The following is an 8,452-nucleotide window of genomic DNA, read 5'->3' as shown; positions in this document are numbered from 1 at the left end:
CGGTGGAGATGGGTGTAGGGAGAACAGCTAGTTGTTCAAAAAATGTGGGCACACCCAAGCCCTGAGGGGAGAGGGAGCGACTGCCGTCGTCATGGCGCGCGGTTTTGGCCTGTTCGGCGGCTTCGGCTTGTGCATCAGGTTTGTCAGCAATCTGAGCCAGGTGCAAGCCTGGCTGTTTTGCTGTCTGTCACCACGCTATCTGGCCGGCGTGGCCGCCAGTTTTGCTGCGATGAACTGTAACGCCAGCCCGTACCCCTGGGTGCCGAACCCCGCCATCACCGCCTCCGCGATATCCGACAGGTAGGAGTGGTGGCGAAACGCCTCGCGCTTGTGGACGTTGGAGATATGCACCTCGACGAAGGGGATGGCGACGCCGGCAAAGGCGTCGCGGATCGCCACGCTGGTGTGGGTGAAGGCGCCTGGATTGATCAGGATGAAGCTGACGCCTTCAGTGCGCGCCGCGTGGATGCGATCGACGATGGCGCCCTCATGGTTGCTCTGGAAGCAGGCCAGGGACAAACCCAGCTGGCCGGCCTGCTGCCGCAGGCTGGCCTCGACATCGGCGAGCGTGGTCGAGCCGTAGATCTGCGGCTCGCGCGTGCCCAGCAGGTTCAGGTTGGGCCCGTTCAGGACGAGTACGGATTTCATGGAGATTCCTCTGATCGGTCTGGTTGATTGCCGCCGGCCGGTTGCCGCCGGCTTGAAAGACGCTCGGCTCAGGCGTCCACCACCTCGACGATGCGCCCGCTGCGCGCAGCTTCGGCGATGGCTTCGGTCACGCGCAGATTCTGCAACCCGTCATGCACGGTGACAAGCGGCGCGGCAACGCCGCGAATCACATCGCAGAAATGCGCGAGCTGGCGCGCGAGCGGATCCTCGCGCGTGAGCTCGACCACGCTGGCCTGGAAGGGCTTGAACCACGAGCGGTCCTGGTCGCGTGCATAGGTCTTGAGCCGCATGGTCGGCACCGCGAGCGAGCCGCGCGTGCCGGCGATCACATAGCAATCCTCGTCCGGATAGCTGGCGTAGTCCGCGTTCTCCCGCGAGGTCTGCTCCCAGCTGCGCGCCGAAGCCGCGCTATCGGACAGCATGAACGTGCCGAGCGCGCCATTGGCAAAGCGCAGGTTGATCGCCACCGTGTCCTCGACCGGAAATTGCCGCGCGGCGTGCGACGCCATCGCCTGCACCGCCACGATCTCGCCGCACAAGGCCCGCAGATTGCCGATCTCGTGAATCATGTTGATCAGGATCGGCCCGCCGCCAGGCTGGCGGCGCCACGGGGCCGCCGCGAAGTAGTCATCCGGCTTGCAGAACATCGCCGTGCCAACCACCGCCACGGGCGTGCCCAGCACGCCCTCGCGCACGATCTCGCGCGCGCGGGCCAGCAGCGGGCTGTGCGCGCGGTGATGTCCGACCAGCAGCGTAGCGTTGGCCGCCTCGGCCGCGCTGCGCAGCCGCATGCCCTCCTCCAGGCTGTGCGCCACGGGCTTTTCAATCAGCGCCGCGACGCCTGCCCGCACGCAGGCCAGTGCGTCTTCCACATGCAGGTGGTTGGGCGTGGCGAGGATCACGCCGTCGAGCCGGTGCGCCGCCAGCATCGCATCGAGCGACGCATGCAAGGGCACCCCCGCGGCGCGCGCCACGCCAGCCGCCGCCGGCGCGGGGTCGGCAACGGCAATCAGTTTGCAGGTGGGGCTGGCCTGCACCAGTTCCATATGACGGCGGCCTATCAGGCCGGCGCCGGCAATGCCGATGTTGAGCTTTGTCATGTTGCTGTGCCGCTAACAATGAATGGGCCGGGGCAACCCCCGGTGTCCTGCCGTCTGGGCAACGGCCACGCAGCACAGCGTACTGTTATACGTCGATACTATAATCAGGCGATATGGAAACTCACAATGTCCCATCAGCGAATAATGACCCCTTCCTGCGGGATCTGCGCCTGTTCTGCACCGTGGCCCGGCGCGCCAGCTTTATCGCCGGCGCCAACGAGATGGGCCTGTCCGCCGCGCATGTGAGCAAGCGCATCGCCACGCTCGAGGCCATGCTCGGCGTCAAATTGTTCCACCGCACCACGCGCCGTGTCAGCGTTACCGCCGACGGCGAAGCGGCGTTCCAGTGGGCCCAGAAAATCCTGGATGACGTCGAAAGCATGCTGGAAGCGGTTGGCGGCGCAAGCGCAGAGCCACGCGGCCTGCTGCGCATCAGCACCAGCCTGCGGCTGGGGCGCGACCACCTCGGCCCTGCGCTATCCCTGCTGCGCCAGCGCCATCCCGCGCTCGAGGTCTGGCTGGAACTGCTGGACCGCCGCGTCGACCTGATCGCCGAGAACTTCGACCTCGACATCCGCGTGGGCGAAGTCCAGGAACCCCATCTGATTGCCCACAAGATCGCCCCGGGCAGCCGCATCCTGTGCGCCGCACCCTCCTACCTGGCCCGGCACGGCCAGCCCCGGACTCTCGCGGAACTGGCGCAGCATGACTGCCTGCCCTTTCGCGACCGCGACCAGCGCTTCGGGGTATGGCGCATGGCCGGGCCCAACGGCATGGAAACCGTCAAGATCACCGGGCCCATGGCCTCCAACCACAGCGATATCGTGCGTCAATGGGCACACGAAGGCTACGGCATCATCATGGCCTCGATATGGGACGTGGCCGGCAGCATCCGCAGCGGCGCACTGGTGCGCGTGCTGCCCGCGTACGGCCAGCCGGCCGACGTATGGGCGGTAACCACCGCGCGCGCCTCAGGCTCCGCCAAGATGCGGGCCTGCATCGATTTCCTCAAAGCGCAGCTGACGCAAGGACCACACGCGCTGGCAACCAGCCTGGAAGCCGAAGCAGAGTAACGTGCCCCACGTTGGGAACGGGAGCGAACGGGCACCAACGCTCGCCGCATGTGCTCAACGTCACCTTTCTGATGGAGCAGACAACCCCAGTGAGGCTGCCGCGCCCCTTGAACGGACGCCGGATCCGGTCGCTCTTTGCAACGGATTGGGGTGCCATCCCGCTGGTAGAAACCCGGCTTTTGGGCGTGAATCGCGCAATCTGCGCGAATAGCGCGCAAATTGCGCGAATTTGCCTTGCCCGCTGTCGGGGGATCGCTTAATTTCCAGGCAACAATTACTGGAGACGAAATTGGCTACTACCCTCAATGACCGTGACTTACACGGCAAGCGCCAAACCAAGAAGGCGACCGCGAGCGGCTGGATCGGCTCGGCACTCGAGTACTACGATTTCTTCATCTATGCGACGGCGGCGTCGCTGATCTTCCCCCAGATCTTCTTCCCCTCGGGCAACCCCAAGGTCGCCATCGTTGCTTCGCTGGCAACCTACGGCGTCGGCTATATCGCCCGGCCCATCGGCGCCCTCTTCCTGGGCCACTGGGGCGACACCCACGGGCGCAAGAACGTGCTGGTGCTGTGCATGTTCCTGATGGGCTTCTCGACCGTGGCAGTCGGCCTGCTGCCGACCTACAGCCAGGTCGGCATGCTCGCCCCGGTGCTCCTGGTCATCCTTCGCCTGGTCCAGGGCTTCGCGGTCGCCGGTGAGATCTCCGGCGCCAGCTCGATGATCCTGGAGCACGCGCCGTTCGGGCGCCGCGGCTACTACGCCAGCTTCACGCTCCAGGGCGTGCAGGCCGGCCAGATCCTGGCCGCCGCGGTCTTCCTGCCGCTTGCGTACTACATGCCGTCGGACGCGTTCAATGCATGGGGCTGGCGCATTCCCTTCCTGCTGAGCGCCTTCGTGCTGGTGGCCGGCTTCATCATCCGCCGTGAAGTCTCCGAGACGCCGGCGTTTGCCAAGGAAGCCAAGGCTGGCGAAGTGGTGCGTTCGCCCATCATCGAAGCCTTCAAGTTCAGCTGGCGCGACATGATCCGCGTGGTGTGCATGGCCCTGATGAACGTGATCCCGGTGGTGGCCACGATCTTCGGCGCGGCCTATGCGGTGCAGCCGGCGTACGGCATCGGCTTCGACAAGAGCCTTTACCTGTGGATTCCGGTGGCAGGCAATATTCTCGCGGTGCTGGTCATTCCGATCGTCGGCAACCTGTCCGACAAGATCGGCCGCAAGCCGCCGATCGTCGTTGGTGCGCTTAGCTCGGGGTTGCTGTCCTTCCTCTATCTCTACGCCATCAGCATCCATAACGTGCCGCTTGCCATCGTGGCATCGCTGCTGATGTGGGGCATCGTCTACCAGGGCTACAACGCGATTTTCCCGAGCTTCTTCCCCGAGCTGTTCCCGACGCGCTCCCGCGTGTCGGCCATGGCTATCGCGCAGAATATCGGCACCGCCGTCACCGCCTTGCTTCCCGCGCTGTTCGCCACCGTGGCGCCTCCGGGATCGGCCAATATCCCGCTGACGATCGGCGCGATCACCTTCGCCGTGACGATCGTTGCAGCCCTGGCGGCCCTGAGTGCCCGGGAAACCCACCGCATCCGCATGAGCGAACTCGGCGAGCCCGACGCCGCTCCCATGGACAAGCAGGACTACGACCGGCTGCGCGCCGAGGCCATGGGCGAGGCAAAGGTGGCCCGGGCAGCCGCCTGAGCGCACCACAAAGAGCGCCGGTCCGCCGCGGACCAGCGCTCTCTGAAGCCCGGTTCTCCCGGCGTCGCCCGTCACCCGTCACCCGTCACCGATATGCGCTTGTTGGCGATATCGGCGCTATCACGGCCCTGACACGCTTCTTTCACCTGATGTCGGTGCGATCGCACCCAAGGGGACCCGTTTCCCCGAAAGCGCCGAAACACAAAAGCCCAATCGAATTACGAAGCCCGTGTTTTAAAAAAAATCAATATCAATATTGATATCCACATGAAAAGTATCTGGAGGAGTATCGACATGAACAAGAAAGCCGCCGCCCTGCTCGTTCTCGGGAGCGCCGCCCTGCCTGCATTCGCCCAGCAATCCAGCGTCACCCTGTATGGTCTCGTCGACACCACCATCCGCTACACCACCCACGCGAACGCCGCCGGCAACAGCAAGTGGGAAATGACCGATGGCGAACTCACCGGCAGCCGCTGGGGCCTGCGCGGCACCGAAGACCTCGGCAACAACCTGAAGGCCTTCTACATCCTCGAATCCGGCTTCGCCCCCGATACCGGCACCAGCCAGCAAGGCGGCCGCTTGTTCGGGCGCACCGCCGTGGTTGGCCTGGACGGCGCCTACGGCAAGCTCGCCCTTGGCCGGCAGTACACCCTCGCGCATGAAATCCTGTCCTCGTACGAGGCCATGGCCTTTGCCAACAACTCCATCGTCGGCTACCAGGGCGGCAACTACACCGGCCTGCGCTACGACAACACCATCAAGTACATCAAATCGTTCGGCGGGCTGCAGGCGGCGGCGGCCTATACCTTTGGCGAGGTCGCGGGCAGCATCAAGGCCAGCAACGCCAGCGCCGGCTCGCTGGTCTACAGCACCGGGCCGATCGAGGTTGGCGCGGTCTACCAGGTCACGCACGATGTCTCCTCCGCCTTCTTCGGCGCCGTGCCGGCCGCGCAGGCCAGCAAGCAAACCGTGTGGGGCCTGGGGGGTACCTGGAAGACCACGCGCGCGCAGTATTACCTGGGCTATACCAACAACCGCCTGGATGTGGCCGACTACCGCAACAACGTGGGTTATATCGGCACGCGCGTGAACATCACCGAGGCCTTCAGCTTTATCGGCACCTTCCAGTACGACTGGCTCAAGCACGCCGGCGCGAGCGGCAAGCGCATGACCACCGCGGGCATGCTGGACTACAACTTCAGCAAGCGTACCGACGTCTATGTGGCAGTGGACTACACCCACCTGAGCGGCGCCTGGATCCCGCTGAACAGCTCGCCGAACTTCAACAACAGCGGCAATATGTTCGGCAACACGACCCGGCTGGGCTTCATGGCCGGCCTGCGCCATAAATTCTGAGGCGCGTAGCCGGACATAAGCAGGCAGGCAGATAAACCGACAAAAATACCGACAAGACTCGCATGCTCGATATCCTGGCGATCATCGCGCCGATCTACATTCTCATCCTGATCGGATTCGCGACGACCCGCGCCGGGCTGTTTGCCAAGGCCGACATGCGCGTCTTTGGGAAATTCGTGATCAACCTGGCTTTGCCGGCGCTGCTATTCCGCGCGCTGTCGCAACGCCAGGTTGGCGAGATTCTCAACGTCAGCTACCTGCTCGCCTATTGCATCGGATCGTGGGCGGTCATCGGCCTGGGTTATGCCTGGTGCCGGCGCGTCAGCCGGCTGAATCCGGCCACCAGCGCGTTCTATGCGATGGGCATGTCGTGTTCGAACAGCGGGTTCATCGGCTATCCCATCCTCCTGCTGACGCTGGCGCCGGTGGCGGGCGTTTCGCTCGCGCTCAACATGACGGTGGAAAACCTGCTGGTGATTCCCTTCCTGCTCTTCATGGCGGAGCGCAAACAGGGCGGCGCCGGCCGGTGGCAAGCGTTGGGCAAATCGCTGGCCCGGCTGATCTACAACCCGCTGATCATCGGCTTGCTCGCGGGGCTCGCGGTGTCGGTGCTTGGCTTGACATTGCCCGCGCCGGTCACCCGCACCGTCGATACGCTGGCAACCGCCTGCAGTGCGCTCTCCCTGTTTGTCATCGGCGGAACGCTGGTCGGACTGCCCATGGGTGGGCTCGGCTCGCGGATCGCGCCGATTGTCGTGGGCAAGCTGGTGCTGCATCCGTTGTGCGTTTTCCTGGCGATCACGATGCTGCCGATGCTCGGGCTGCCCGAGATCGATCGCTCGCTTAGCGCGGCGGCCGTGCTGATGGCGGCCATGCCCATGATGGGCATCTACGCCACCCTGGGCCAAGCCTACGGGCAGGAAGATTTCAGCGCAGTGACCTTGCTGATCACAACCATCGCTTCCTTCTTCACGTTGAGCGCATTGCTCTTTTTGCTTGGCGCCTTTCACGCGTTCCCCTGAGACGCTTACGGGTCGGCTAAATCTCCTACTCGCCTGGCAAACCCGCGCCAGCCCTGGCTTTCCAGGCTGCGGCTGCTACATGAGACTGCTACATTTTTGTCTCGGAGGCAGCATGGCACACCCCTACCTCACCACCCGCAAGACGACGCGCCAGCTCTACTTCCGGCGAGCAGTACCCAGCGATTTGCGCGCCATCCTGCCCCGCGAAATCTGGACAAGTCTGGCGACACCTTGCCGGCGCACTGCGCTGACACGGCTGGCGAGGGCAGCCGTGTGGTTTGAAGAAACGCTGGAACAGGCGCGACGCCAGCTCGGGGGCGGGCTCACGGGTATGCGCCCAGTGCGAGCCATGTTGCCGTTAGCAACGCCGGTGTTGCTGGGAAGGCTGCCTGTGCCTGCATTTCAAACTCCTTTACTCGGTCCACTCTGCGCTCAGCGCCAGGGACGGAATGGCAGCCGGCAGAAGTGCGTACGCAGTGGGCGGCGCCAAGCTTAACCCGTAACCCCTTTTACATATGCATTCCGCGCAGGTAACAAGACGCATCTTCGCGCACTAACCTGTCACCAAAACGACATGTTGATTGTGTTCAATGCGTGGGCGGCATCTGCTACGCCCTCTCCGGGCAACCGGAAACTTGACTTCATTACGAGCGCGCAAGCGTGCCGCGCGAGAAACAGTTGACTTTCGAGCAATCGCCCCTAGAATGAATTTTTGCCGCAACGCAGCAATGATTTTCACCGGGACGGTGCATTATTCGTGTCCTGATTAAGAGTTCCCCTCGAACACTCGCAGTCTCACCCTATGGAGCAGTGATGAGCACTGGTATCCCCGAACAATCCATCTCCGCGCAGAAAGCAGGCGTGGAGAGGCTCCTTGGTTTGGCGACCATAGCCTTCGAAGGCATCGAAAAGCTGGCTGAGCTAAATTTGCAAGCAGTCAAATCAACCTTCGCCGAAAATCAGGGAATCCTGAGCAAGACGCTTTCCGCCAACAACCAGCAAGAGTGGGTTGCCCTGCCTGCGCGCCTGACGCAGCCCGTAGCAGAAAAGGCGGCGTCGTACAGCCGCCAGGTCTCCGAAATCGTGTCGAGCATTCAAGGTGAATTCTCGGCGGCCGCCCAAGCGCACCTCCAGCAATGTCAGCGCGATGCGCAGGAGTTATTCGAAAACCTCGCGAAGAACGCGCCCACTGGAAGCGAATCTGTTCTAGCAGCATGGCAATCGGCCTTTTCGACGCCCGCGGGCGCGTCCGACGAAACGGCCAAGAAAGCCACAAAGCAATTGGCCCACGACAAAGGTGCTGGCCCTGCCCTATAGCATTTCCTAGCGCGCACGCGCAGCCCCGGAATTTTCTTGTGCGAACTTCGGTTCGCTTTTTTTCGCCGAGGGGAGCCGATATGCGTAAATCTATGTTGAAACGTTGCAGGACTTCATTGCAGAGGCGCGCATTCAAGACCATGTGCCACTGTTTGTCGCGAAGCGAGTCAAGGGTGCGTTACGCCACCACGCTAGCAGAAACGTCAAGCGCAC

General features: G+C 63.4%; 9 protein-coding genes. 7 read left to right on the top strand and 2 right to left on the bottom strand.

The window, feature by feature from the left end; translation table 11 throughout:
* Positions 1 to 195: 195 nt before the first annotated feature.
* Both aroQ and ACGLHR_RS49325 read right to left on the bottom strand, forming a co-directional pair.
* Entirely contained in the window at positions 196 to 648 is a 453-nt protein-coding gene (aroQ, locus tag ACGLHR_RS49330) for a type II 3-dehydroquinate dehydratase (protein WP_400103129.1), read from the bottom strand.
* A gap of 68 nt (positions 649 to 716) precedes the next feature.
* Positions 717 to 1,769, bottom strand: coding sequence for a Gfo/Idh/MocA family protein (locus ACGLHR_RS49325; protein ID WP_400103127.1), 1,053 nt, complete (start codon positions 1,767 to 1,769; stop codon positions 717 to 719).
* Between the two features lie 113 nt (positions 1,770 to 1,882).
* Between ACGLHR_RS49325 and ACGLHR_RS49320 the strand changes: the two genes are divergently transcribed.
* From ACGLHR_RS49320 to ACGLHR_RS49290, 7 genes are all read left to right on the top strand, one after another.
* Positions 1,883 to 2,842, top strand: coding sequence for a LysR family transcriptional regulator (locus ACGLHR_RS49320; protein ID WP_400103125.1), 960 nt, complete (start codon positions 1,883 to 1,885; stop codon positions 2,840 to 2,842).
* A 289-nt stretch (positions 2,843 to 3,131) separates the two neighbouring features.
* Positions 3,132 to 4,544, top strand: coding sequence for an MFS transporter (locus ACGLHR_RS49315; RefSeq protein WP_400103123.1), 1,413 nt, complete (start codon positions 3,132 to 3,134; stop codon positions 4,542 to 4,544).
* 294 nt (positions 4,545 to 4,838) lie between these two features.
* Positions 4,839 to 5,900 (top strand): porin, encoded by a 1,062-nt coding sequence (locus ACGLHR_RS49310; RefSeq protein WP_400103121.1) that lies wholly within the window; start codon positions 4,839 to 4,841, stop codon positions 5,898 to 5,900.
* Positions 5,901 to 5,962: 62 nt separating this feature from the next.
* Positions 5,963 to 6,922 carry an AEC family transporter gene (locus tag ACGLHR_RS49305; RefSeq protein WP_400103119.1) on the top strand — a complete coding sequence of 320 codons (960 nt, stop codon included), beginning with the start codon at positions 5,963 to 5,965 and terminating at the stop codon, positions 6,920 to 6,922.
* Between the two features lie 79 nt (positions 6,923 to 7,001).
* The gene (locus ACGLHR_RS49300; RefSeq protein ID WP_400103117.1) at positions 7,002 to 7,418 is read left to right on the top strand and encodes a DUF6538 domain-containing protein; all 417 of its coding nucleotides are present in this window, start codon (positions 7,002 to 7,004) and stop codon (positions 7,416 to 7,418) included.
* A 317-nt stretch (positions 7,419 to 7,735) separates the two neighbouring features.
* On the top strand, positions 7,736 to 8,239 hold the full coding sequence (phaP, locus tag ACGLHR_RS49295; protein ID WP_400103115.1) for a TIGR01841 family phasin: 504 nt from the start codon (positions 7,736 to 7,738) through the stop codon (positions 8,237 to 8,239).
* A gap of 103 nt (positions 8,240 to 8,342) precedes the next feature.
* The coding region (locus ACGLHR_RS49290; protein WP_400103131.1) for a DUF3562 domain-containing protein at positions 8,343 to 8,452 on the top strand (110 nt) is incomplete at its 3' end.

The organism is Cupriavidus sp. CuC1, from assembly GCF_044627735.1.
Classification (GTDB): Bacteria; Pseudomonadota; Gammaproteobacteria; order Burkholderiales; family Burkholderiaceae; genus Cupriavidus; species Cupriavidus ulmosensis.
The sequence above is the reverse complement of the archived record's forward strand: the minus strand, read 5'-3'. Positions and strand labels throughout refer to the sequence as shown.